The following is a 23,891-nucleotide window of genomic DNA, read 5'->3' on the forward strand; positions in this document are numbered from 1 at the left end:
TAACCTTGATGCGAACCCGTCCGCATACAGCCGTCTGGCCGTACAGCACAGCGTTACGCCACACACCGCCGTGTCTGCCGACACAACTAAGTCTACCGGGAATTCCTGGGCCTACGGCAGCTTTTTACACTGACCGCAGGGATCCGTGCAGCAAGTGCAACGGGAATATCAAAAAGACAATCAGTGCACCACATCGCCGGTGCCCTTCACCAGCCGGAACGCCTCCACCAGATGGGCCAGCTTGAGCGCCTGCTGTTGCATGGTATCGGCGACCACCGTCGAATCTTCCACCAACCGCGCATTGCGGCGCGTGACATCGTCAATCTGGGTCATGGCTTGATTGATCTGGTCGATACCGAGACTCTGCTCGGCACCGGCGACAGCGATATCCTGCATGTACTCGGCGACTTCACGTACCGCCGCGACTACCGTGCCCATGGTCTTGCCGGCGTCATCGACCAGGCGGTCGCCGGCTTCTATCTTGGCCACGGTGCTGACAATCAGACTTTGAATTTCCTTGGCGGCCGTCGCCGACCGTTGCGCCAGCTGCCGCACTTCGGCCGCCACCACCGCAAAACCGCGCCCCTGCTCACCGGCGCGCGCCGCTTCCACCGCCGCATTGAGTGCCAGAATATTGGTTTGGAAAGCAATTCCGTCAATCACGCCAATGATGTCCACGATCTTGCGCGAGTGTTCCTTGATTTGCGCCATGGTCTGCACGACCTGCACCACGGCGGCACCGCCCTGGCTGGCGATATCGGCGGTGCTGGCGACCACGCCGTTGGCGGCCTTGGCGTTGTCGGCATTTTGCCGCACGGTGGTGGCCAGTTCTTCGATCGAGGTCGCCGTTTCCTCCAGCGACCGCGCCTGCGCTTCGGTGCGGGCCGACAAATCGCTGTTGCCGGCGGCAATCTCATCTGCGCCCTGATTGACCAGTCCGGTGGTTTCCTTGATTTGCCCGACCAGCAATTTGACGTTGGTTTGCAATACCCGCAGCGATTGCATCAGCCGCGCCATTTCGTCGTTGCCGCTGACCGCAATCTTGCCGGTCAGATCGCCGGCGCTCATGCGATCGATTTCCTGACACGCACGTCCCAGCGGCAACAAGGTGGCGCGGTACAAATAGATGCCCAGCCAGGCCACCAGCGTCATGCCGCTCATGGCGATCAATTCCAGCAACAACCGGCTCTCGGTGCCGCCGATCAGGTTCACCGCCAGACTCAGCGCAAACAGCAGCATCAGCGTTGCCGTCGCTGCCCGCAAGCGGATCTTGATGGGCAGTGTGCGCAGCAGATTGAGGCGCGTCAGCAGCGACGGCGCCACCACTTCGCCGGCGCGGATTTGCAAATTGCTTTTACCTTCCTTGATGGCGCGATAGATGCGTTCGGCTTCGGCGACCTTTTGCCGGTCGGCCTTGATGCGGATCGAGGTATAGCCGACCAGCTTGCCATGTTCCAGCAACGGTGCAGCATTCGCCTCGACCCAATAGAAATTGCCGTTCTTGCAGCGGTTCTTGACCAGCCCGGTCCAGGCTTTGCCATTCCTGATCTCGTGCCACAAATCGGCAAACGCTTCGGCCGGCATATCCGGATGCCGCACGATGTTTTGCGGCGCACCAAGCAACTCTTCTTCGCTGAAGCCGCTGATATTGACGAAGTCACGATTGACGTAGGTAATGTTTCCATTCAAATCCGTCTTTGAGACAACCGTTTCCGAGTCCGTCAAAATGTACTCGACATTGGTTACCGGCATATTGTTTCGCATGGCCTACCTTGTTCAAAATAATAATCTGAATCATGTTCTGCCAAGCGACCTGCCAGCCACAGTGTGCAACCTGCGGCTACTGTCCCTCAACAGTCTTGCAGACATCTACATCGAAATAAAGCGGTCACGCGGCTGCCGAACGGCGCGACCGGGACGTCAGACGACCCCGGCCGGCGACAGCGGCGCGTATCAATTTCTGTGCTTCAGGCTCTTCCCGTTTGGCTGGCAACGCCTGGTGCCTGCGTTGCCGGCAGCTCGCCTTCTTTTATTTACTATGGGCAAGCGCGCATGATCGCAATACCGGTATCGCCAGTTGCCAAAATTGCGCAGGCTGATTCTACGGAGCATGGCCGGCAATAAATTGATCTATATCAATGATTGCGTCTTCTGCCGGCAGGGAGTGTGGGATGATGCCGGTGCGGCGAATGGGGAATGACTGCCGGTGCGACGGCGCGCACCGGCGTGATGCAAGTCAGCCGCGCAGCATCGCGGGTGCCGCCGGCAAGCGCGAGGTGGCGGCCACCGGAGCCTGTCCCGACAAGGTGAACAGTGCCACCGCTTGCGCCAGATGAGTGGCCTGATCTTGCATGCTTTGCGCGGCGGCTGCGGCCTGTTCGACCAGTGCCGCATTTTGCTGGGTCACTTCATCCATCTGCGTGACGGCCAGATTGACCTGATCGATACCGGCACTTTGTTCCTGACTGGCGGCAGCAATTTCCTGCATGATGGCCGTGACTTGCCGCACCGATGCCTGAATCTCGTTCATGGTCTGGCCGGCCTGATCGACCAGTCCGCTGCCGGCATCGATACTGTCCACCGAAGCGCCGATCAACGCTTTGATTTCACGCGCGGCACCGGCCGAACGCTGCGCCAGACTGCGCACTTCGGCCGCCACCACCGCAAAGCCGCGCCCCTGTTCACCGGCCCGCGCCGCTTCCACTGCGGCATTGAGCGCCAACAGGTTGGTCTGGAAGGCAATGCCGTCAATCACGCCGATGATGTCGACCACGCGCCGTGAACTGCTCTTGATGTCGCCCATGGTATCGACCACCTGCGCCACTACATTACCGCCCTTGACCGCGATATCCGAAGTCTGCAACGCCAACTGACTGGCCTGACGGGCATGATCGGCATTGTGGCGCACGGTACTGGTCAGCTCTTCCATCGAACTGGCGGTTTCTTCCAGACTGGCCGCCTGCGATTCGGTGCGGGCCGACAAATCGGCATTGCCGGCGGCGATTTCGCGCGACGCCACATTGATGGTGTTGGCCGATTGCGCGATGCCGGCCAGCGTCTGGTCGAGTTGTCCGCGCATGGTATGCATGGCGTACAGCAAACTGGATTGATCGTTGGGCGCCACCGCCACCGTCAGCGACAGATCGCCGCCGGCAATCCCGTGCGCAATGCCGACTGCATAATCCGGCTCGCCGCCGAGTTGACGCATGACGTTGCGCGTCAGCCAGGTCATCATGACACTGCCGGCCACCAGCGCCATGACCGCCAGCACCAGACTGATCGCCAGCGCCTGACGCGTAAAGGCGATCATTTCCGCCTTCTTGGTATCGATCTCGGCATTCTTGAGTTTGACGAAATCAATCAGATAACCACGCATGGTGCGCCATACCGGTGTTTCATCTTTGGCGATCAAGGCAATCGCGGCCGTCTGATCGTGCTCGGCAACGCTCACGATATTGGCTTGCATCGGTTGCTGCCGGGCCCGGATCGCCGCGACTTCCTTGAGCATGCGCTGGATCGTTTGATCGTCCTGCGACAAGCGCATGCCGGTGGCGTGGGCCTCGCCAAACGCGGTGGCGGCGTTGTCCAGATTCTTGTAGGCGTTCTTGTTATTGGGATCCATCACGATGTTGCGCAAGGCCTGCCCCATTTGCAGACCCTGGGTATACATTTCGTTGGCCGCTTCCAGCAAGGCCTGGTCGCGGTCGAGAAATACTTCAAAACGCGATCTGGTACTTTCCATCCCGATCAGCGCCGCCCCCAGCGCCAGCAAAAACAACAGGAATGACACACTGCTGCAAACCACCATCTTGTTGCGCAACTTCATACCGCCCCTTTTATATTGATCCAACTATTTTGCAGTGCTGACTTTCTTCTCCGCTTCAGTCACCGCAGCATCCAGATAACCGCCATAAAACCCGGCCACATCACCACCGATGATCGGTGCCGTCAAGACCTTTCCACTGGCATCAATCATGATCACCGTCGGTGCAGCGCGAATGGCGAAAGTCTTGGCCACCTCGCGTTCGGCCGTTGGCTTGCCGTCAAGACCGGTGACGCGACGCGTGCCGGTCATGTCGATTTCACGAATGATGGGTTGGGCTGACGCGCTCTTTTCGCGCAGCATGGATTGCAGATAATTGTTGCGCACCACGTGACAAAAGCTGCACCCCGGCAGCGAAAAGAACAGTATCAGTGGTTTGTGTTCAGCTTGCGCCTGGCGGGCGTCGCGTTGCCAGTCGCTCAGCAGCGGCACTGCCGGGCCGGAGACGCCGGCAGCGTGCACCGGCGTTCCCATGCCGGCGCCGAACAACAGCGCCAGAGCGCACACTGCAGCAGCGCAGCCGGCATGCAGCAGGCGCCGCAGACGTTGAGAGAAGGATTTATTCACGGCGCGCAAAACTGGCGATGTCGTCAAAGTCTTCATCGAATATTTCACCGATGTCGACCCGCTTCAACACACCCTGCTTGTCGAAAATGTAGTTGACCGGCAAGCCCTTGCGCTTGCCCAGTACGCGCTCCAGCGCTTGATAATCGGTGGTCACCGGAAACTGCCAGCCATACTTTTTGATCCACTCGCTGGCGCGCTGGCGCTGGTCTGCCGCCTTATACTCGATATTGACGCCAATCACGAGCAGCTGGCCGCTGTTCTCGCGATACAGCTTTTGCAACTTGGGCGCTTCATGCATGCAAAACGGACAGTCCGATGAAAAATAGCTGAGCACCACCACCTTGCCGCGCAGACGCGCCGGATCGATGGTTTTGCCGTCCAGCATGGTGAGCACCGGCAAGGCCGGCCGCTCACCCAGGCGGACATCGGCAGCATGCGCCGGCATGCCGCATCCGAACAGCACAGCCAGCAAGGTCAGCCAACGCAGCATGGCGCTCATGTCGGGCCTCAGTATTTGGGAAAGTACAACTTGTTTTTATCGAGCTTGTAAGTCCATGGCAGGTTGGCATTCTTCCAGCCGTTGACTACCCGTTGGCCGGCGCGCGGACCGTCTTTGGCGGCGTCGCCTTCAAAACCGTCGACCACCGAATAGACTTTGCTGTAACCGAGATCCGACAACAGATTGACGGCGCGGGCACTGCGGTCGCCGGAACGGCAGATCAGGATCACCGTGTCATCCTTGCCCAGACCGGCGGCGCTCATGCGGCGTGCCAGTTCGGGACCGAAGTCGCTGTTGACGTCCAGCTTGAAGCGGCCATTTTTTTCATCCCATGGCGCATCGTCCGGATGTTCGACATAAGGAATATTGGCATCGACCACAGTCGCCATGCCGACATACGATACTTCGGCGCGGGTGCGGACATCAACGAAATAGGCTTTGCCGCCGAGCTTTTGCTTGAGCGCGTAAGCTTCCGGTGCATCCAGATACAGCGCAGCCTTGGTTTGCTTGATGGCCGGCACTTGCGCCGGGTCGGCCGCCAGTGCCGGGCCCGACGCCAGACCGCAGGCCAGCGCCAGCAACAGGATATTGAGTGATTTTTTCATATGCGCTTTCAACGAGATCAGACCGCAATGCCTGGATTGTCTTGCATGCCGATAATGCGCGGTGTGTTGAGCTGGCGTGGCTTGACCACTTTGGTCGTACGCAGCCATTGCGCCACCACATCCCATACCGGCTCGCCCTTGGCACCCTCGGCCACCGGCGCCCAGCCGGCTACCTTGTAGGTCTTGTTGGGATCGATCAGCTTGCCGTTCAGGCGCATGTCCTGAATCCGAGCCCCCATCTTGGCATTCGGATCAATGGTGTAGTTCATGCCACCGACCCGCACCATGTCGCCGCCCTGTTGATAGTAGGGATCGGGATTGAACAGATTGTCGGCGACGTCTTCCATGATGGTCTTGATGGTGGTGCCGTTCATCTCGGTCAGCGTGCTGTACGAATACGTCGTGGCAGTCTGGTCCATCAGATGTTCCATCAGGATCGGGCTGTTCGGCAGCAATGAAGTGCCCCAGCGGAAGCCCGGCGAAAACGCCATGTCGGCACCCTTGACATCCATCAGCGCATCGACGATCAGTTGATCGAAGGTACCGTTGAAGTTGCCGCGGCGATACAGCGTGCCTTCGGTCATCGCCAGCTTTTCATTGAGCCTGGATTCGTAGGGTGCGCGGATCTTCTTGATCAATGCATCCATCTCGCGATCGGCTGGCAGGAAGTTCGAGAATACCGGCAACAGGCGATACTTGAAGCCCTGCACCTGACCGCCGCGTACATCAAAATCGAGCACGCCGAGGAATTTGCTGTTGCTGCCGGCGTTGGTGACCAATGTCTTGCCGCCCGCATTGTCGACGATCACCGGCACCGGAATGCCGTCATGCGTATGGCCGCCCATGATGGCATCGATGCCGCGTACGCGCGACGCCATCTTGAGATCGACGTCCATGCCGTTGTGCGACAACACGACCACCACTTTGGCCCCCTTGGCGCGCGCCTCGTTGACCATTTTCTGCATGTTCTCTTCCTGAATGCCGAAACTCCATTCAGGCACCAGATAGCGCGGATTGGCAATCGGCGTGTAAGGGAACGCCTGACCGATGATCGCCACCTGCACGCCGTTCATTTCCTTGAGCACATACGGCGGGAACACCTGATCGCCGAAATCGGTGGTCTTGATATTCTGCGCCACGAAATCGACCTTGCCCTTGAAATCGCCGTCGACGATTTCCTTGACGCGCTTGTCACCCAGCGTCATTTCCCAGTGCGCGGTCATGACATCGACGCCGAGCGCCAGACAGGCATCCACCATATCCTGGCCATTGGTCCACAAGGCCGTGGCCGAACCTTGCCAGGTATCGCCGCCGTCCAGCAACAGGGCACCGGGACGACCCGCCTTCATGCGCTTGACCAGCGTCGACAGATGAGCGAAACCACCGACCTTGCCGTAGGTTTTCGCGGCTTGTTCGAAATTCAGATACGAGAAGGCATAAGCTTCAGCGCTGTTCGGCTTGACGCCGATTTGCTTGAGCAATTTTTCGCCGACCAGATGCGGCATGCGCCCTACCGCGTCGCCGATGCCCAGATTGACATTCGGTTCGCGGAAATAAATCGGTTGCAACTGCGCGTGGCAATCGGTGAAATGCAGAAAATGGACGTTACCGAAACTTGGCACATCGTAGAGCGCGCCGACCGACGGCGCCGCCAACGCGGTTTTTGAATTCAACACCATGCCGGCAGCGGCAGCAATGCCCATGACTTGCATGAATTCGCGACGGTTCAACCCCATGTTTATTCCTTAAACGAACAACGATAAAAATGATAAAAATACTGCCAGTGAAAATACCGTGCTGCCGGCATCAGGCCGGCCAGCATCCCGCCATGCGCGCACAGGCGGCATGGCAGGCAATGCAAGCGCAATTACTTGTTGGCGGGTGACGCCGGGTCCAGCAGCAAGGCCATTACATCCTTGATCTGGGTCTCCGTCAGAATGCCCTTGTGCCCGAAACGCGGCATGTTGGAGCAGGCATTGAAGGCCTGTGCGTTGTAGATCTTCGCCCAGGTATATTTGACGATTTCTTCGCTCTGACCACGCATCTTGCCGTACTGATACAACGACGGTCCGATGTTGCCGAAGGAAATTTCTTCCTTAGTGATCTGGTGACAGGCGTAGCAATTGCCGCCATTGACGCTGCCGACAGCGTCCGACGATTGCATGCCGCGACCATTTTGCGCGATCTGTTCGCCGGCCTTCCAACTGCCGAGATACTTGCCGTCAGCCGGATACTTCACTGCTTTCAACTGCGCAGCTTCCAGTGCTTCGGCTTTTTCCTTCGGCAAATCCTTGGGATATTCGCTGCACAGCTTTTGCGCGTCATCCTGATTCAGGATGCCGTCAACCGTGGCCGGACCTTTGGATTGAAAATCCGATTTCAACATTGCCATGGCGGCTTTGCCGTAATCGGTATCGGCCGCTACCGTGGCGCAGCCGGCGACGGTGGCAGCGACTGCCAGCATGATGCCAATTCGTTTCATGTCGTCTCCTTATCGTTTCAGCGCCGGGGCGTTGAACACGCCGCCGTCAGCACTCTTGGCCAGGAACATCGTCACTGCCGTAATCACGTCCGAACCATAGATCGGCTGCGGGAAACGTTGCTGACGGAAGCAGTCATTGAGACGATGCTGCATGGTGCGCACTTCACCTTGCGAGACCCGATAGGCAGGCCAGGTGGTGTAGGCAGCTTGTGCGTCACGCTGATTGAGCATGTTCGGCAAATCCTGCAAGCGGATCCGCTGACCGTCGACCGAGTGACAGGTGGCACAGGCAAAGTCGTGCGCGCCGGCGCGATAGAAGAAAATCTTTTTGCCGATTTCATAGGCGCGTCGTTCTTCGGGATGCGAAGTCGAGACGGCCATTTTCATGCCCTTCGATTCGGCGGTGATATACGCCACCATCGGTTCGATGTCGGATTGCTTGCCGGCCGCGCCGAACGGCACCGCCGTGGCTTGCGCCAGCGTCAATCCTTGCAGGTTCATGCGGCAATAAATCAGACGCTGTTCCAGGTCCATGACCTTGTTGGCGTCCTTGAAATAGCGCGGCAGTTCGACGTAAGCGCCTTTGAGTACGCCCGGACCCTTGCCCAGATCGCATTGTTCCAGACTGACCTGTTTGGGTCCGGCCTTGGCTTTCCACAATTCTTCGCCGCGCATTTCCCACAATTCTGCGGGATTGCCATCGGCCAGCAATTGCCGGTAGCGGGCGATTTCATCCGTGGCGGACCCCTCTGCCATGGCTGGTGCAGCAGCGCTTACAGCGACTGCGGCGAGAAAATACACGCTCTTACGTATCATTGCGCCTCCTCAGAATGAATGAATATGGTCTGTGCCATATTTCTGACAACCCCGGCCAGGCCGGGGCTGGTGTGTTGCAACTGCTTATGAAACAGTAGTTTCGTCGGTACGGCTGTCGCCTTTGTTATCGGTCCAGCTGATACTGATCTTGTCGCCCTTGTTGCCGCCCTTGAATTTGAACGACAGGAACGGATCCTTGGAGATCGATGTGCCCATCAGCATGTCCAGCACGACCTTGTCATTGCACTTGGCCACCAGCGTCTGGATGAAATGCGCCGGCACGACGGCACCGGCGGCATCCTTGCGCTGACCGGTTTCCATATCGTGACGCATCAAGACCTTGACTTCGACCACGTCGCCGCTTGCATTGGCGCGAATGCGCATCGGATTACCCATGATGATTTCCTCTTAAATGTAGTGTGAACCGTGTTGGTATGCGTTACCTGTCAACACGCAATCAGCCGCCGCAGCCGCCGAGAGTGACCTTGATTTCCTTGCTGGCGATCAGCCACTTGCCGTCGGCCTTGACCAGTGCGTGCACGTTGGATGTGCCACCCATCTTGACGCGGGTGCTGACATTGGCTTCGGTACCGGCAGGAATGGTGAAGCTGGCCGACAACGGATTCGGGTTCTTTTCCACCAGGATTGCCATGAAGGTCGTATTCGCTGCATTGCTGGAAATCGAGACTGGTACCACGGCGCCGTTTTCAGCGATGTCCGGGCCATTGACGGCGACATCGGTACTGATCGCGGCCTTGTCGGCGCCCAGCGCCTTGAGGGTTTCATCCAGTGTCTTGGCGTCGAAACCGCCGGACTTCCATTCTGCCCCGAATACTTCAGACGGTGCGATCAGACCGGCGGTAATGGCCAGTCCGAGTACTGTTGAAATGCGCAACATGTCGCGTCGATTCTGATTCATTACTCTCTCCTCTTGATATGGTTAATACCGCCGATGCTGCCGGCGGCGTGCGCACTTTATTTGACTTGCGCCAGTGCTTTGGTCAAACGATCTTTATTCATCACGAACGACTTCGACAGCTTGTCCGATTCAGCCTTGGCGGCATCCAGATTGACTGGCTTGCCAACCTGGATCACGCCGGCCATGCCCATGGTCTTGTGCGGATCGCAGACGTAAACATAAACGCCTTCTTGGGTCAGCGGGACAATTATTTCTTCATCCATCTTGCCCTTCCAGGCAGCGGCGCCGGCTGGCAATACTGCCGAGGCGCTGTTGTGCGATGCATCAACCTTGATGAACTTGACGGTGTCGCCCTTTTCGGCTTTCACGAACGATGGCTCAAACGACATCATGCCTTCCTTGCCGTTGTTGAGCATCTTGATCTGATGTTCGGCAGCCGTGGCTCCCAATGAAAACAAAGCCAATGCAATGGCTGCTACCGGTTTGATCATGCTATCTCCTATGTTGCGGTATGGATGAAACGAATTATTGAATCAATTGAATCAACTGAATTAACTTCCGGATTCAGCCGGGTGAATCCGGGTACGACATGACTGACGTCTATTTGGCGCCGCCCAGAATCCAGGTCACCAGAGTCTTGATTTCTTCATCTTTGACATGCGACTGCGCTGGCATCGGAATCGGTCCCCAGGTGCCGGTGCTGCCGTTCTTGACCTTGCCGAACAAGGTCGCGGCAGCCGCGCTGTCACCCTTGTACTTGGCAGCGATCTGGGTAAAACCGGGACCGACGATCTTGTTATTGACGCCATGACAGGCGACGCAGGCGTATTGCTTGGCCAGCGCAGCGCCACCGCCATCGGTCTTGGCAGCCGCCGGTGCCGCTGCTGCAACGGGTGCGGCCTTGGTGCCGGTGCTGGCTTCCGCCATCAAGATCTGATCGCGCGAAATCGCCGACACCGGAATCACGGAGGCCGGCTTGCTGGTATCGGCCCCGCGCACTTCACCGAAGGTGCGGTTTTGCTGTTCGATGTTGCCGTGCGCATTGCGCGATGGCAGCGGCAACGTCGAACGCAACGTTGCTTCGGTCGGGCAATCCTTCATGCAGGCCACGCTTTTGACATCCGGCTTGCCTTTGACATCCCACATGCCGTGCGCTTGCGTCATGCCGTTACGGTTCGGCATCATCTGCTGCACTTCGGCGATATTCTTGTCCGACATGACGTAATCGTCGGGCAGAATTTCGGCCATGTTGAGAATGTACGCCGTGACCGCATACACTTCTTCGGTGGTCAGCGACTTCGGCGCGGTCCATGGCATGGCGCGATTGATGTAATCCCACAAGGTCGATACCGTCGCCACCTTCATGATGGTGGTGCGTTGCGGCTGCTTGTTGTTATGCATGGCCGCGACCCGGCCGGTCTTGATATCTTCCTTCGTGGTGCCGCCGACCAGCGGCGTGAACACTTCATTCGATTCGCCGAAGGTGCCGTGACAGGAAGCGCACTTGCCTTCCCATACCGCCATGCCTTTGGTGACCGAACCTGACCCCTTGGGCAAGCCCTTGAAATCGGGACGCACGTCGATATCCCAGGCGGCGATTTCCTTCTCGGTCGCAGTGCGGCCGATGTTCGCATAGCTGCCCGGTTTGACGTCGGCTGCCACGGCCAGCGCACTGCCGGCTGCCAGCAGCACGGCAAGAATAGTATTAATACACCTGGACATTCGACACCTCTCCCGATTCAGCGATCTTCCACGACTGGATTGCATTGTTGTGATAAATGGATCTGGTGCCACGCACCGCACGCAACTCATTGATCTTGGGTTGCACATAGCCGGTGTCGTCAATCGCACGCGATTGAATCACCGTCGGCGAACCATCCCAGGTCCAGTCGATATTGAAACGGGTCAGACATTTCGGCAGTACCGGATTTTCCATGCGGGCGGTGCGCCAGTTGCGGCCACCGTCGACCGAAACATCGACGCGCTTGATCTTGCCGCGCCCCGACCACGCCAGTCCGGTGATGTTGTAGAAGCCCTTGTCGAGCAACATTTGCCCGGCCGAAGGTGTGGTGATGACGGATTTGCATTCCTGAATCGACGTGTATTGACGCAGCATGCCGTCGGGCATGGCGTCAACATAGTGAATCGCTTCGTCCTTGGTGGCGTATGGCATGTCACCGACTTCAATCCGGCGCAGCCATTTGACCCACGACACGCCCTGCACGCCGGGTACCACCAGACGCAACGGATAACCGTTTTCCGGACGCAGCATTTCACCGTTCATGCCCCACGCCACAATCACGTCATCCATGGCGCGGCTGATGTCGATGGTACGGGTCATGCTGGAACCGTCAGCACCTTCGGCCAGAATGAACTTGCCGTTCTTTTTGTCGTAGCCGCAATCTTCCAGCAGCACCGACAACGGCACACCGGTAAACTCGCTGCAGCTCAGCATGCCATGCGAATACTGTACCGATGGCACCGCCACGTTGCCCCATTCCATCGCGGTATTGGCGCCGCACTCGATGAAATGCATGCGCGACACCGATGGCAGGCGCATCAGATCATCCATGGTGTAAACCTTGGGATTCTTGACCAGACCGTTGATCATGAAACGGTGCTTGCTCGGATCGATATCGTGCCAACCCTGGTGATGGCGCTCGAAATGCAGACCGCTCGGCGTGATGATGCCGAACAAGCCTTGCAACGGCGCAAACGACACCGATGCCGCCGACACCCGGGTCAGTCCCGGCGATTCGCGACGCAGCAGATTGGTTTCATATTTGGATGGCACACCATAAGCATTGGTGGCAACTGCCTGCCCCAGCGTCTTCGAGTGCTCGGGCAAATTCAGAATATTGGGATCGCCTTCAAAGCCGGCAGCCGCTTGTGCCATCGCCGTGCCGCTCGCCATGGCGGCGCTGGCGGCCAGAAAACTCTTGCGCAGAAAGCCGCGCCGTTCTTCGTTCAAGCCTTTGGTCGTAATCTCGTTGGCCAGTCCGGCATCCACGAAATTTTCCGGGGCGCGAATCAGGCGGCCCGTCTTGCGTACTTCATTTGTCATGCATAGTCTCCCGCAGGCAATATTATTTAACTATTTACCTATATAACTATAAACGCATATTTGAATTGTTCTAAGCGTTTTTTTATTTTTTTCGTTTTTATACGGTAGTTGCCCTGCTTTTAGCTGCTGTCTTGGCTGTTGCGCCGGTTACCGTTTTTGTCATCGGCTTCAATGCGGCCTTGCCCGGTGCTTTGACATCCGCCGTGAGCACAATATTTTCGGCTGCCGGTTCGGCCGCCGGCTGGCCGCCATGGCGGTGATTGCCGATCTGGGCGGCGATGCGGCCGCATACCGACTTGCACAATTCCAGTGTCTGTTCGTCGTCCACCCGGTAATACACTTGCGTGCCTTCCTTGCGTCGCGCCAGAATCCGCGCCCGGTACAGCATGTTGATCTGCCGTGAAACATTGGCCTGAGTGGACTCCACCTCGGTCACGATGTCGCCGACCGAGCGCTCGCCTTCACACACGGCGTGCATGATCTTGAGGCGGGTCGGTTCGCAGAACAGCGAAAAATAATTCGCCACTTCTTCGAACAACTGACCCATTTCTTCTTTATTGAAGTCTTTATCCACGGTACAAAATTCCAAAGAGAAACAACTGAGCGCTGGCGCGGGACGGTACGCTGATCATGGTAGCAACTTCTGTCGATGCTGCATAGCGACATATATGCCGGGCACCGCCGGCTGCCGCGATCCTGCGCCTGGCATCAAGACATCAAGGCTTCAGATAGGCATAACCTTCCTGCAATTGCAGGCGCGCCACTTCGGCCACACCGGACGGCACGATGGTGGCTTCCGGAATCACTTCCTTCTTGTCGATCTTGCGCGCTTCCAGCGTATTGTTGCAGACGCGGAATTGCACGTGACCGGTATCCACCAACTGCTGCACCACCACATCATAGGGATTGCCGTTCTTGTTCTTGGCGCCGTCGAGCAAGAAGTCGATGCCGGCGCCATGCGCCACCACCACGATCTGTGCCTTGGGACTGGCATTCAGATGATTGCGGATATTGTTCAGTGCCGCCGTCGCGTTGGCACTGTCCGTGATGTGATACACCACCTTCTCGGCACGATCAGCGGCATGTGCCGCGCTCAGGCCAGCCACCAGCGCCAGCGCTGCAAAAAACAGGTTACGTAACAGCTTCATGTTCATCTCCAAGTGTAAATCCGGTTCTACAGCCTTGATTATTTGGCAAGACTTTCTTTTTCCATCAACAGATAGGTGCCATAGGCATTGATACGATTGGCATCGCGAAACGCCGGGTACTGTTCAAACCGTGACCAGTCAACTTTGTCATAAGCCTCTTCGAACGGCGTCAGATCATTGACCGCCGCGCCCATTTGCTGACGCAGGAAAATCAGGTAATCGCGGGTCAGTTGCATATCCTTGAGCGGCTGCGACGACATCTTGCCATGCCCCGGGATTACGACCACCGGATCGGTAGCCAGCATGCGCTCCAGGGCGTGCAGCCAGACCTTGCTGTCAGCCCCGCCAACAAACGGGATGCGGCCGGTAAAGAACAGATCGCCGGCAAACAGCACTCGCTCTTCATCGACATACATCATGATGTCTTCCGGCGAATGTGCGCCGCTCGAATCAATCAGCCGGAAATGCATGCCGCCCATGGTGAACGAAATGGTGTTGTCTTGCGTGAAATCGAGCCAGCGATCGGCAGGCACCAGCCGGGTCTGCTGATTCACCCACGGCGCCAGATCGGTACGGCGCTGCGCCAGTCGCTCCTGGGTCAGGTCGGAATGCAACGTGACATTGCCATTGGCGTGCGCCCAGACTTGAGCGCCACGCGCCTTGAATGCCTGCAAACCGTAAAAATGGTCGGCATGATAATGACTGATCACTACCAGCTTGACCGGCTGCGGCGTCACCGCTGCGATGGCCGTCAGCATCGCCTCGCCCAGCGCCGGCGTCGCCAGCGCATCGAACACCACCACGCCATCGGCCGTCACCACAAAACCGGCATTCGACATGAAGCCCTTGTTGGCGGCACTCGCCATGCCTGGTTCACCCTGAAAATAATAGACGTGCGGCGACACCTGAATCGGCTTGAGCGCCATGTCGGTCGCAGCCAGTGCCGGTGCCAGCGGCGCCAGCATGGCAATCACGGCCAGACTCACAGCCAGACAAAAACGATAAGGGATTTGAAACAGGAAGCGGTGCATGGGGTCTCCGGGGCATCCGCAAGCACATACGGAATTTGCTTATATAGTTATATAGCCAAATACTGCCAAATGAACCGCCCCCGTGTCAAGCGCGATGCCACCTCAGAATTCGCCGTTGGCGCCGCGCTCCATCATTTTCCAGACCGTCTCGCGCACTTGCAGCGCCGACTTCTTCAGCGCTGGCGGCAACTTGCGGCCCATCTTGATCAGCATGTCCATGTTCAAAGAATAAATCCAGAGGCCATCTTCTTTTTCCAGCACCGTGATGCGACATGGCAAATACGCAGCCATGTGCGGACTGAAATCGACCATCTCGCGGGCGGTGGCGGGACTGCAATACGAATAGACTTTGAGAAAACGCTCCGGTTTGCCGGTGCGCGCTTCCAGTTCGCGCGACAAGGGAAACTCGCCGACCGCCTTGATATTGTCTTCTGCGGCGACGCTGGCAAAAGCCTGTTCCACTTCTTCGATGGTCACGCCATCCTTGACCTTGCGTTCCCAGGTGGTGGCAGCGGCAATATCGCCGCCCGACGCGACCCAGCGATCCCAGACCCGCATCGCTTCGGCGCCCGAACCCTCTTCGCTGTTGCCGATTGCACGCCAGGTGCCGCATGCGCTCAGCAGCAGCGGCATGGCCAGCAGCGGCAGCCACCGGCGCCAACGCCTGCCCGGCCCTTGTTTCCACGGCTGCATCCCCGGCTGCAGTGCGACCCGCCGCTGTTTTTCCCAATGTATTATTTGCATCCCGACAACCTGACTAGTTACGAGCGCAACTGACATCCGGTACGCTCTGGCAGCCGTACTATATACCTTAAGTCTGGACCGGGATAAAGGACACAATGAAAACGACGCCGCTGCCAGCCGCCGGCCAGTGTTGTTGCCGGTGATGTCCAGCGCCTTTCATTGCAGGTTTGCCGGCAGCGTTGCCGCCGCCTGACTCAGGCGCCGCACTGCACCGCAACCTTGTGCAGTATGGTGGCAATATCGTCGGGACCGGTCTTGATATCGAATTGCGTGATCGCGCCGCTGTCGCCGCTGGCGGCATACTTGCTCGATGCCACGCTGTTCTTGTTGCCGGCCGCGCGGCTCAGGCTCTTGCCATCGGCGGTGGCGCTGCAACGCGAGGCGCCGCTGACGCTGAACGTGGCATTGCCGTTGGCCGCCAGCGTGAAATTCAACCACTTGCTGCCTGCGGCCTCGCTGCGTTTGAAATCGCTGACGGCACCGCTGGCTTCATACAAGGCAATGACCGCTTTTTCCTGCGGCTGCATCACCATGCGGGCTTCGCCGCCGCTCATGATCAGATATTGCCCGGACGGTCCCGGCGCGACTCCGGCCAGACCGCTGCTGGCGCTCAGCGATGGCGCTGCGCCTCCCGGCGGCAGGCGCAGTGTGCGCAAGTTCTTGCCGGTGCGAATTATCAGTGCATCGCTGTCGATGGCGCGGGCATAACTGGTGTTTTCGAAATCCAGCACCTTGCGGATGTACTGCGAGGCGAACAGATGCGTATACGGTTGCGCTACGGCCCAGCGATGAATTTTGTTCAGCGCCACGATCGACGCCGGTTTGGTGCCGGCATAGAAGTGATAGTAAATATCCACCGGTTTGAAACGAATCGGTTCATCGGTGAGCTTGAAGGTTTCGATCACCCGTTCGAAACCGTAAAACGGTCCGGTCCAGTTATTGGTATAGACGTTCTCATCCTGATTCGGTGCGAATACCTGATACCAGCCTTCCTTGCGCACCCCGTGCGCGGCAATTTCGGTCCAGCTGTTGCGGCTCTCCGTGATCATGGTGTCGCCGCCATTCATGTTCAGATAGCCGTCCAGATAGGTTTGCGCAATGGCTGACGGCATCGGCACGCAGTTGCCGGTCCAGAAAAACAGTTCGGCTTTTTTGCCGCCGCTCAACAAGGTACTATTGATGTAATCCATCGAGCCCTTGATTTCGCGTTGCAGATTGAAGGTGTAATCAGGGATCTTGAGCGATGGCGACGCCTCGCCGTCATGCGGCAAATCTACCGTGCCGGTATCGTGCATGACATCGGACCACGAGAACGGATGCGAGAAGGAATGGCTGGCCGGTTCGACATACGGCAGCGTAAACATCTTCTTCGCCAGCGCCTGGGTCTGGGCCGATAGTTCCGGATACATGCCGTTCGGGCTGAGTTCGCCCTCGACTACCGAAATGGTGATCGGCAAACGATACTTGTCCCAGATTTCGCGCTGCAATACTTCGACCCCGAACGGCGTGCCCGGCATTTCGGCACGGGACGGGAAACCATCGCCATCCATATGGCTCATCAGAATCCGGCGTCCGCCTTCGGTGGTGACATCGGGTACCGGCATCGGCGGCAGCCTCAGTGCCGCCTGCAAAAACTTCATCGGTTGCAATACCCAGTCCGGCTCATCGACCACCGGCAGGCTGGTCACCACAAACGGCGCCAGCGCAAAGCCGCCCCACGACGTGATCGCCGCAGCATCATAGGTATTGCCGCGACCATCGGCCAGTCGCAACAGGGATCTGTCGCTGGCTTTGGCCAGCCGTAACAGGTCCACCTCATTGCGATCCGGGCGCGGTGCGACTTCAAAGCCGATCAGGTTGCGGTCGCTGGCGACAATCGTCAGCATGTCCGGGCGCCCGCCGTTGACGGTCGTCAGATCAAACTGGGCGGCTGCGGCCGGCGTCAATTGAAAGCCGAGCTTGCTGAAGATGGCAATCGGCACCCCTTCATTCATGCGTTTTTTCAGCCACGGCAACAATTGCTGATGATAAACGCCGCCACGGAACCAGGTGACGACGCCGGCATAGCGCCCCGCCATCGCGCCTGTGGGCAGTGTGTCCTTGTTGAGATCGACGAATTCGTAACGCAAGCCCAGATAGTTGAGCTGAATGCCAAGAAAGCGTTGTGCTTCCGACGTATGCAAATCTTCACCCTTGGCGACGTCCAGCAATACGAGCACGGTGCGCGGGATCACTTCGACGCTGCCGACGCCAAGCGACCGCAAGGCGCCATCGGCGACCCACGGCGTGAAGCCGGCGGCCTTGATTTTCTGCGCCGTATCACGCGCCAATTGCCGCGCTCCGGGCTGGTCCGGATCGACATAATCGAGCGCGATCACCGGCACGTGGTAACGCTCACGGATCTCGGCCAGACGCGCCAGCGCATTGGCGCGCTCGGCATCGGACAGCGTCGCATAACGCCGGCTGCCGGCATCATAACTGCGATACACCGACTCTGAGGCGACCGCGTAAATCTGCGGCGCGACCAGCGGCAACAACGCGGTGCCGCGGTCCAGTATCAGACGCGCTTCCGGATACCGTTTTTTCAATTCCAGCAACGTCGCTGCCATGGCTTGTACTTGCGCGGCACGCTCGGCATCGGTATTGGCAAAGCGCTGATAAGCATCCAGCTGGTCGATGAAAAATCCGCGCCAGCCCTTGGCCCACAGCGGTGCAATCACTTGCGACAGAAAGAATTCACGCCAGCCCGGCGCGGTCTGATCGATGATGCTTTTCTTCAAGCCGGCATTCTCGCTGCGGATACCGGATGGCGGCAGTTGCTGGTAATCACTGCGCCCCTGCGCCACTTCGCCAAGACTGACATGGGCAAACAATTCATGCGCACCGTCGGCAGCAGCGCGTTTGCTGCGCGCCGGATCAGCAACAAATTCAGGATCGACAACGGCAATCTCAAATGCCTGCAAATCGGATAACGGCGGCTTGGCGCCATAAAAAAAGGCCGCCGATTGCGGCCCCGTCGCTGCTGTCATGACTGCCGCCGGTGGTGCTGCCGGCGCCTGCGCATCGGCGCGGCACAGTTGCAGCAACAGTATCAACGCCAGTGAGCGCCTTAGCATTTTCATCTTCATTCCATTTCCGAAGCAGTAACCGTGACCACCGGACACGACGCACGCCGTGCAGTGATTTATGCCGGGTAACGAGGTCCACGGCGATCAATCGAGCAAGGATTGTAGAAGATTTACGAAATTGAAATGTTGTTTTTTGGATAATTAATTAATGCTTTTCCTGGCTCGCGTTTACATACCGCTGGCAGCTCAGCCATTGCCGGCGCGATCACTCATCGACGCTCGCGTACGGCATGACACATGCCTGAAGACAATATTGGTGTGACGCAGCGGCGGCACTAACCACACCTTCAACGCAAACGCTCGCGCACCGTCTCTTCATGCAAATCCTTGCGGCTGGCTTGCAGCAAGTCGCGTACCGTGACAATCCCGATCAGCTTCATGCTGAGTTCACTGTCGATCACCGCCAGCCGGCTCACGCCGAGTTGCGCCATGCGGCCAGCTGCGCTGCGGGCCGAAGCACCCGGCAACAAGGCATGCGGCGCGTCGGAAAACAGTTCCGCACACGATTTGTACGCCGCTTGTCCCTGCAAGCGTTCCTGTGTCAGCAGCCCCAGCAGACGCCCGTCCTGTACCACCGGGTAGGCCCGGTGCGATGCTTGCCGGCCATAATACTGATGCAGCGCGGCGGCGACGGTGAGCGCACCATCCACTGTCACCGGCAGATGCGTCATGACATCGGCGACATGCTGACGCTCCAGCGGATCGACACTGTATTCGCGATGAATATGCAAACCACGGCGCGCGATCTTTTCGGTCATGATCGACCGCTTCATGGCCAGTGCCGTCACGCCGCACGCCACGGCCGTGGTCAGCATCAGCGGCAGCATGGCTTCGCTGTCATGGGTCAGGCCAAAGGCGAACACGATGGCTGTCAGCGGCGCCCCCAACACACTGCCCAACACCGCCGCCATGCATACCAGCGCCCACAAGCCGGGCGAGCCGCCGGGCAAGACCGGCGACAGCACAATCCCCAATCCGGCGCCCAGCATCAGCAACGGCGCCAATACCCCGCCCGAGGTGCCGGAGCCGAGCGCCGCCACCCAGATCACGGCCTTGACCGATAACAGTGCCAGCGCTACCGATAGCGCCAGCCGGTTATGCAGCAGATCGCCGATGACGTCGTAACCGACACCCAAGGCGCGTGGTTCGAGGTAACCACCGATGCCGACAATCAAGCCGCCAATGGCCGGCCACCACATCCAGTGCAACGGCAATTTTTCAAAACAATCTTCGGTTTTGTACAACGCCACCGTCAGCAAGCCGGCCAAGGCGCCGCTGAGCAAACCGGCGACCACACAAGAGCCGAATGCAATCGCCGTCACCGGTGCCGTGGTCAGCGGAAACAACGGTCCGGCCTCGAACAGCCAGGGGCGCAAGAATCCAGCCATGGCGCAGGCCAGCGCGACCGGCAACAGGCTGCGCGGCTTCAGTTCAAACAGCAGCAATTCCACCGCCAGCAACAAAGCTGCCACCGGCGTTCCGAAAATCGCCGTCATGCCGGCACAAGCTCCCGACACCAGCAGCACCTTGCGTTCTGCCGCCGTCAAATGCAGATATTGCCCGACCAGCGACCCCAGCGAACCGCCGGTCATGATGATCGGTCCCTCGGCCCCGAACGGACCGCCACTGCCAATTACGATGCCGGACGACAGCGGTTTCAGCAACGCGATGCGGGCTGACATTTTGCTTTTGCCAAACAGGATCGCTTCCATCGCTTCCGGAATGCCGTGCCCCCGAATCTTTTCGCTGCCGTAACGGGCCAGCAAGCCGACCAGCAAACCACCGGCGACCGGCATCAGGATCGCCCACACTCCCATGCCATTGGAAGCCGGACTGCGATCCAGCAAGGAAAAAGTCTGGAAGAAAAACAGATTGGTAAACAAGTGAATCAGCTTCAGCAGCAAATTGGCTGCCAGCGTGCTGATGACGCCGATCAGCAAAGCCAGCGCCGCCAACAGCAACAGGCGCTGATCAACCGAATAGTCTCTTTTTGTCGTACGCATGACGTGCAGGTTCCGAGGCGCGCTGCGGCACGCCGGGAGTAGCGTGCTGCATATACCGCTGTGGGCACGATGACGGGCAATGCAAAAGAAGACGCCGCCGCCTTTTCCAGAGCGGAATACACGGCAAATATATCACAACATGATATATATTTACACAGCCTTGAAACCGGGAATGTACGCAAGCCTGATGCGCCGCAATCAGGCCCCGATCAGGCCGCAGCCAGTCGCCCGGCTCAGCGTGCCAGCGGCGGTGCGGCTGCCGGCGCTGGTGAAGATTCAACCCGGTTGACAACGTAGCCGACCGGTATCCATCTGCCACCGGACTGCGTCAGGGAAACCTTTTCGACCGTCGGCGCATTCGAAAAACGCGAAGAAAACACCACATTCACATATTCTCCCGGTGGCAAATTGGCGGGATTCGAGATGCGTACAATCTGCACCCATTCGCGTTTCGCGACCCGCCCCAGTTCACCATGCAGCGCTGCCAGATAGCGATTCCATTCGTCTTTTGGCACATTCTTCTGCATTACCGGCCCGCTCACGTTCCACATGCGCTCGCCTTGACTGGAGTCGGCCAGCAGCGCCCATTGCGTGGCAACGGCAAGCGCCGTGTCGACCGAGGTCGGGGTCTGCGCCGCCACCGGCGATACCGGCGATACCGCCAGACCTGTTGCCAGCGCAAGCATGGTGGCGTTACCGATTTTCTTCAGCGATTCAAATGTAGCCATGTTCATCTTCCCTCAAGTGAATAGAAATCAACTCTGCAGTATCTGTTGCGATCCTCAGCCCGTGATCTGCTCAAGATGCTGCCCGTGCTGCTACCGTTATTGCTGCTTGCTGTGTTGCTACCACTGATAACCGGCACCCACCGACGCCCCGCTCTGACGACGACTATTGGTGGTGGCTGCCGCCTTGACGATCCAGCGTCCGTCATTGGTCATCGACGACAGCCCCAGCGCCAGACCGGTCTGGCCCTGAAAGGTACTGCTGGCGAACGCCAGCAGATTTTTGCCCGGCGCCGATGGTTGCGGCAGGGTCGCTACCGCCATCGCCGATGCCGTACCACCGTTGGCATCATCCCGGTTCTTGTCGATGTCATTGCGCAAGGTATCGATGCGGCTGTCGGTGTAACTCTTGGCTTGGGACACTGCACTGTTGATATCGCTGGTCGAGGCACTGCCGCCGCCAGGACCACCGGTGCAGCCGGTGCAACCGGCCACGACCGCCTTGAGTTGCGCCACATTGACGGCATCGCTGTCGGCAGTGCCGGCCGCAACGCCGGTAATTTTTCGGTTGCCGATATTGACTTCACCGACCGAATTTTGCAGCGCCACCAGGGCATACGCGGTGTAATTTGTCTGCGCGCCGACCGTGGTCACCGAGCCGGAACCGAGCGCGATGCTATCGGCATGCGTCGCCGTGGCGCCGGAACCGAACGCGATGCTGCCGACGGCACTGGCTTTGGCATTGGCGCCCTGCGCAATCGATTGCGCACCGCCGGCAATCGCACCGCTGCCCATGGCAATGGCATCCGCTTGCATCGATTGCGCATTCATGCCGATGGCCACCCCGCCGGCCGCAGTGCCGGCCACGCTGGCGCCGTGTCCCATGCCGATACCGTTGTCGCCATTGACTACCGTGTCGAGACCGATGGCAATGGCATCCTGCCCGATTGCCAGCGAATCGCCGCCGGTCGAATTGGCATGGAAAAATTGCGAAGCGACAACCGGTGCCGTAATCGATGCCAGCGCACCGCTCAGTTGCCGCACTGTCACCGCATCCTGCAACTGCGTACCGTCGGCGACATTGATGATTTGCCGATAGGTTCCGGCCGTGCTGTCGCCGAGCGAGACTGCGCCGAGCAAGATCTTGTCCGTCGTGTTGTAAGGCACCGCCGTGCCGCTGATGAGCCCGGCACCGGCGGCAATCGCGCGGTCCGAGATCGCGCCGGCGCCCAGCGCCACCCCGCCGGCTACCGAAACCACCGCCACATTGCCAATCGCAATCGCGTTATCCGCCGCTGCCTTCGCGGTATTGCCGAGCGCCAGCGAATTGAGGCCGTTGGCTTGCGCGTTGTAGCCGACCGCCGTCGCCCCTTGCGCCGCCGCATGGGCGTCATCCGTCGCCAGACCATTATCGTTGGTGCGGATATATTTGATACCGGTGCCATTGCTGTTGGTGTACGTGGTCGAGGTGTTGCCGACCAAGGCATACAACTGGCCGCCGTTGACGGCATCGGTACTGCCGGCGCTGACGTCGCCATTCGCGACATTGGTGATCTTGTTGGCAGCAACCGCGCCATGCGATGCGCTGAAAGCCCCGTTACCACCATTGGCAGTGGCATCCCACAGCAAGGCATTGCCCTGCACCCCGGCCAGATTCGATGCCACCGCCTGCAACTGGCTGACATTGACGGCATCGGTGGCGGCACTGCCGGCGGCCAGATTGGTGAGCTTGCGCAGATTGCCGGCAGACCCGATCGCCACTTCACCAACCGAATTTTGCAAGGCCACCAGACCAAAAGCGGTGTAATTGCTTTGCGCCCCCACGCTGGTGACCGAGTTGGCCCCCAGCGCCACGCTGTTGGCAAAACTGGCAGTCGTGTTGCGACCGAGCGCCAGCGCATCAGCCGCCGATGCCGTCGCCGCATAGCCCAGCGCCGTCGATCCCGCCACTGAAGCATGGGCATCGTTGGCCGCCAGGCCCTGATCATTGGTGCGCGCATAGGTGATGCCGCTGCCGTTATTGGTGACATAGGTGGTGCTGGTGTCACCAGTTACCGCAAACAGTTGCGCACCATTGACGGCATCGCTGCTGCCGGCACTGACAAGGCCGTTCGCTACATTGGTAATCTTGTTGGCGGTGACCGCGCCATGCGTGGCGCTGTAGGCGCCGGTGCCACCGTTGGCGGTGTTATCCCACAACAACGCACTGCCCTGTACTGTCGCCAGATTCGATGCCACCGCCTGCAACTGACTGACATTGACGGCATCGGTAGTCGCACTGCCGGCGGCCACATTGGTGAGTTTGCGTTCGCTGCCGGGCGCACCGACCGATACCTC

The 23,891-nt window shown here is 58.8% G+C and carries 22 protein-coding genes; 1 reads left to right on the forward strand and 21 read right to left on the reverse strand.

Annotated features, from left to right (window positions below; all coding sequences use genetic code 11):
- Nucleotides 1-180: 180 nt before the first annotated feature.
- A complete protein-coding gene (locus AKL27_RS21390; protein WP_198156042.1) occupies nucleotides 181-1,689 on the reverse strand; it encodes a methyl-accepting chemotaxis protein in 1,509 nt (502 codons plus the stop codon).
- Between AKL27_RS21390 and AKL27_RS28190 the strand changes: the two genes are divergently transcribed.
- On the forward strand, nucleotides 1,676-2,056 hold the full coding sequence (locus tag AKL27_RS28190; protein ID WP_198156043.1) for a hypothetical protein: 381 nt from the start codon (nucleotides 1,676-1,678) through the stop codon (nucleotides 2,054-2,056). The genes AKL27_RS21390 and AKL27_RS28190 overlap by 14 nt on opposite strands.
- A 180-nt stretch (nucleotides 2,057-2,236) precedes the next feature.
- Here the strand turns inward: AKL27_RS28190 and AKL27_RS28670 are convergent, their stop codons facing one another.
- The 20 genes from AKL27_RS28670 to AKL27_RS21490 form a co-directional block, all read right to left on the reverse strand.
- Nucleotides 2,237-3,826 carry a methyl-accepting chemotaxis protein gene (locus tag AKL27_RS28670; protein ID WP_083439202.1) on the reverse strand — a complete coding sequence of 530 codons (1,590 nt, stop codon included), beginning with the start codon at nucleotides 3,824-3,826 and terminating at the stop codon, nucleotides 2,237-2,239.
- Nucleotides 3,827-3,850: 24 nt separating this feature from the next.
- Complete coding sequence (locus AKL27_RS21400; protein ID WP_157057040.1) at nucleotides 3,851-4,390, reverse strand: thioredoxin family protein; 540 nt, start codon at nucleotides 4,388-4,390, stop codon at nucleotides 3,851-3,853.
- The gene (locus AKL27_RS21405; protein WP_050464896.1) at nucleotides 4,383-4,889 is read right to left on the reverse strand and encodes a TlpA disulfide reductase family protein; all 507 of its coding nucleotides are present in this window, start codon (nucleotides 4,887-4,889) and stop codon (nucleotides 4,383-4,385) included. The genes AKL27_RS21400 and AKL27_RS21405 overlap by 8 nt, the downstream gene beginning before the upstream one ends.
- An 8-nt stretch (nucleotides 4,890-4,897) precedes the next feature.
- Nucleotides 4,898-5,494: a rhodanese-like domain-containing protein gene (locus tag AKL27_RS21410; RefSeq protein WP_050464897.1), complete on the reverse strand. Its 597-nt coding sequence runs from the start codon at nucleotides 5,492-5,494 to the stop codon at nucleotides 4,898-4,900.
- A 17-nt stretch (nucleotides 5,495-5,511) separates the two neighbouring features.
- On the reverse strand, nucleotides 5,512-7,230 hold the full coding sequence (soxB, locus tag AKL27_RS21415) for a thiosulfohydrolase SoxB (RefSeq protein ID WP_198156044.1): 1,719 nt from the start codon (nucleotides 7,228-7,230) through the stop codon (nucleotides 5,512-5,514).
- Nucleotides 7,231-7,361: 131 nt separating this feature from the next.
- Nucleotides 7,362-7,976, reverse strand: coding sequence for a sulfur oxidation c-type cytochrome SoxX (soxX, locus tag AKL27_RS21420; protein WP_050464898.1), 615 nt, complete (start codon nucleotides 7,974-7,976; stop codon nucleotides 7,362-7,364).
- A 9-nt stretch (nucleotides 7,977-7,985) separates the two neighbouring features.
- Nucleotides 7,986-8,792 carry a sulfur oxidation c-type cytochrome SoxA gene (gene soxA / locus AKL27_RS21425; RefSeq protein WP_050464899.1) on the reverse strand — a complete coding sequence of 269 codons (807 nt, stop codon included), beginning with the start codon at nucleotides 8,790-8,792 and terminating at the stop codon, nucleotides 7,986-7,988.
- 84 nt (nucleotides 8,793-8,876) lie between these two features.
- A complete protein-coding gene (soxZ, locus tag AKL27_RS21430) occupies nucleotides 8,877-9,188 on the reverse strand; it encodes a thiosulfate oxidation carrier complex protein SoxZ (protein WP_050464900.1) in 312 nt (103 codons plus the stop codon).
- 61 nt (nucleotides 9,189-9,249) lie between these two features.
- On the reverse strand, nucleotides 9,250-9,711 hold the full coding sequence (soxY, locus tag AKL27_RS21435) for a thiosulfate oxidation carrier protein SoxY (RefSeq protein WP_050464901.1): 462 nt from the start codon (nucleotides 9,709-9,711) through the stop codon (nucleotides 9,250-9,252).
- Between the two features lie 56 nt (nucleotides 9,712-9,767).
- Nucleotides 9,768-10,202: a pseudoazurin gene (locus tag AKL27_RS21440; protein ID WP_050464902.1), complete on the reverse strand. Its 435-nt coding sequence runs from the start codon at nucleotides 10,200-10,202 to the stop codon at nucleotides 9,768-9,770.
- Nucleotides 10,203-10,311: 109 nt separating this feature from the next.
- Entirely contained in the window at nucleotides 10,312-11,433 is a 1,122-nt protein-coding gene (locus AKL27_RS21445) for a c-type cytochrome (protein WP_050464903.1), read from the reverse strand.
- Nucleotides 11,417-12,775: a sulfite dehydrogenase gene (gene soxC, locus AKL27_RS21450; protein ID WP_050464904.1), complete on the reverse strand. Its 1,359-nt coding sequence runs from the start codon at nucleotides 12,773-12,775 to the stop codon at nucleotides 11,417-11,419. Before soxC ends, AKL27_RS21445 begins: the two co-directional genes overlap by 17 nt.
- 97 nt (nucleotides 12,776-12,872) lie before the next feature.
- Nucleotides 12,873-13,349, reverse strand: coding sequence for an ArsR/SmtB family transcription factor (locus AKL27_RS27280; protein WP_232311059.1), 477 nt, complete (start codon nucleotides 13,347-13,349; stop codon nucleotides 12,873-12,875).
- 142 nt (nucleotides 13,350-13,491) lie between these two features.
- On the reverse strand, nucleotides 13,492-13,923 hold the full coding sequence (locus AKL27_RS21460) for a DsrE family protein (protein WP_050464905.1): 432 nt from the start codon (nucleotides 13,921-13,923) through the stop codon (nucleotides 13,492-13,494).
- Nucleotides 13,924-13,961: 38 nt separating this feature from the next.
- Nucleotides 13,962-14,954 (reverse strand): MBL fold metallo-hydrolase, encoded by a 993-nt coding sequence (locus AKL27_RS21465; RefSeq protein ID WP_198156045.1) that lies wholly within the window; start codon nucleotides 14,952-14,954, stop codon nucleotides 13,962-13,964.
- A gap of 102 nt (nucleotides 14,955-15,056) precedes the next feature.
- Nucleotides 15,057-15,587: a DUF302 domain-containing protein gene (locus AKL27_RS21470; RefSeq protein ID WP_050464915.1), complete on the reverse strand. Its 531-nt coding sequence runs from the start codon at nucleotides 15,585-15,587 to the stop codon at nucleotides 15,057-15,059.
- Nucleotides 15,588-15,892: 305 nt separating this feature from the next.
- Nucleotides 15,893-18,820 carry a bifunctional glycoside hydrolase 114/ polysaccharide deacetylase family protein gene (locus AKL27_RS21475; RefSeq protein ID WP_232311060.1) on the reverse strand — a complete coding sequence of 976 codons (2,928 nt, stop codon included), beginning with the start codon at nucleotides 18,818-18,820 and terminating at the stop codon, nucleotides 15,893-15,895.
- Between the two features lie 293 nt (nucleotides 18,821-19,113).
- Entirely contained in the window at nucleotides 19,114-20,829 is a 1,716-nt protein-coding gene (locus AKL27_RS21480) for a chloride channel protein (RefSeq protein WP_050464907.1), read from the reverse strand.
- A 233-nt stretch (nucleotides 20,830-21,062) separates the two neighbouring features.
- On the reverse strand, nucleotides 21,063-21,557 hold the full coding sequence (locus tag AKL27_RS21485) for a DUF4019 domain-containing protein (RefSeq protein ID WP_050464908.1): 495 nt from the start codon (nucleotides 21,555-21,557) through the stop codon (nucleotides 21,063-21,065).
- A gap of 117 nt (nucleotides 21,558-21,674) precedes the next feature.
- The coding region (locus AKL27_RS21490; protein ID WP_083439206.1) for a YadA family autotransporter adhesin at nucleotides 21,675-23,891 on the reverse strand (2,217 nt) is incomplete at its 5' end.

It is taken from the genome of Herbaspirillum autotrophicum, from assembly GCF_001189915.1.
Lineage (GTDB): Bacteria > Pseudomonadota > Gammaproteobacteria > Burkholderiales > Burkholderiaceae_D > Herbaspirillum > Herbaspirillum autotrophicum.